This window comes from Stieleria tagensis, assembly GCF_024129865.1.
Lineage (GTDB): Bacteria > Planctomycetota > Planctomycetia > Pirellulales > Pirellulaceae > Stieleria > Stieleria tagensis.
In genome coordinates this window covers 1-1,936 of sequence record NZ_JAMYFE010000185.1, presented here as the reverse complement: position 1 = coordinate 1,936, position 1,936 = coordinate 1, and the positions used below count along the sequence as shown (strand labels likewise).

The following is a 1,936-nucleotide window of genomic DNA, read 5'->3' as shown; positions in this document are numbered from 1 at the left end:
CTCACGCGAATCCCGGAACGGGTCAACGACCGTGACCGATCGATCATATTCATCCTGCCACGCTGATTCGTCGGAAGCATCAAACGGGATCGAATAGTCAATTTCACGACGCAGTCGCGTTGACGACCCCGGCCCCGAATTGATCCGCAATCGGCTGTAGGTTGCCCCCTGCTTGGCCAGGATGAACATCACTGCCCAATCCGACGCCCCAAAGCAGCGTGCAAACGTGTTCTCATCAGTCGCACTGGGATGAGCAGAACTGCCGGGATGGGTATGAATCCAAATCCGGGCGAACTGCTCGGGAACTCGCCCTTGATCGACTTGATCATCAAAAAAGTCGGCAACTGCCGCGTCGCTAAACTCCACGCTGACCGCGGTGCAAACTTGATCGATCATCACGACGTCTTCGATCAACAGCAGATCCGACGCATCACTGATGCCAAACGCACCGACCTCCGATCCACCCGCATCACGCAGAAACTGTAGTTTCGCCCACGCGTAGGGACTGAACCTCAGTGGCTGCGTTTGTCGGCGTCTGCGTCGGTGGTTCGGTTTCTTCTTCTTGTTCAAGGCAATCATCACATTGGTTCTCCGAAAGACAGTCTTCACAAAAAGGGTTGTCGCAACGTTCGCAAGATTCCAGGCAGCGGGTGCATTGCCGTGATTCACAGCCATGGCAGACTGTGGTGCAGTCATCGCAGATCGAATCACTGCAGCCGTCGCAGGAACAACTGCACCCGTCACAAACTGGGCCGCCGCAGCGGGCACAACTTGAGCACTCGTCTTGATTGACAGTCCCGCCACAATCCCCACACTGCACTCCAAACCAATCTTCCAGGCTGGTGTAGGCACTGCAGCGGTTATAGGTTCGCAGGATCTGCCGCACGATCACAAAGAAGTCGAACAACCGTGTTTGTTCAACCGCACGCTTGATCGCCTGGCGTCCCTCCCCTTCGCACAGGGTCTCGTCCTGTACATGCGGGTGGATAGTCGAATCACAGCAAACCGCTGACTGCGAATCTTTCGCCACGATGCGGTAGCATGGGGGCTGGCCAAGGTGCCGGAGTTCCAGCACGATTTCAAACCTGCCCAGCTCAACTCCTTCCAGCTCGATCGGTTCGGTCGTCACAGCAATGGTTCCGGCCTTAGCGTTCAGCGCCACGGCATCGAAGTCCGACTCGAGTGCCGACAGGTCTTGCAGAATCTCAGACGTGCGACGACAGTTGCCTTGGACGGGATTCTGGTCACACATCGACTCGGCGCGGTCTTTCCATCGAACCAGCGAATCCAGTTCGCTCAAACACTGGCGACGAATCCGCTTGGCAGCGAGAGACCAGCCTCGGGTGGAAGCCAGGGCCTGCAGACGCTGAAGCCGTTGAATTTGTGTCACGGATTCGGCGGGGATTGGATCAGCCTGCTCGCTGGACGGTCCAAGACGATCTTGCGCAGCGATGATTCGTCTGGCGATTCGATATCTCTGTAGCACCAGCCTGCGATCACTGCGTCTGTACGGGGTTAGAGCTTGCCGAGACACGACGCACCCTCGATCTTGGTGGGAGTGATCGAAACCCGATCGCCTTCCTGCAGGGCTTGGTCGCGGGGAACCGGCAACCGATTGACGCGAATCAGGTAGTTTGATTCACGGCCGCTGCCGACACGCTGGTTGAACAGTTCTTGCACCGACGTGCTTTCGGGAAGCTCGATGTAGTCGGCGAAGCCTGCTCCATCGTTGTTGATCAGTAAGATTTGCATGGGGTTGGTTTTCTGTGTGAGGGAATGGGGTGACTCGAGGTTGTCGAATGAGTTCTTGAACGTCGAACTCTTCGGGTACCACGAGGGTAAAAAGACTGGCCGGCGACACGTTGATCATGCCGCCGGCCAGTGAATCGAATCAAGATTTCTTGCTGCATCGAACAGCGATTAGAAATCGAAGGGC

General features: G+C 56.6%; 2 protein-coding genes. Both read right to left on the bottom strand.

Annotation, left to right across the window (positions count from 1 at the left end; translation table 11 throughout):
* Nucleotides 1-579 (bottom strand): hypothetical protein (locus NHH03_RS27660; RefSeq protein ID WP_253161600.1); only part of this gene is annotated, 579 nt, incomplete at its 3' end.
* A gap of 936 nt (nucleotides 580-1,515) precedes the next feature.
* The gene (locus NHH03_RS27655) at nucleotides 1,516-1,752 is read right to left on the bottom strand and encodes a MoaD/ThiS family protein (protein WP_253161599.1); all 237 of its coding nucleotides are present in this window, start codon (nucleotides 1,750-1,752) and stop codon (nucleotides 1,516-1,518) included.
* Nucleotides 1,753-1,936: the final 184 nt, after the last annotated feature.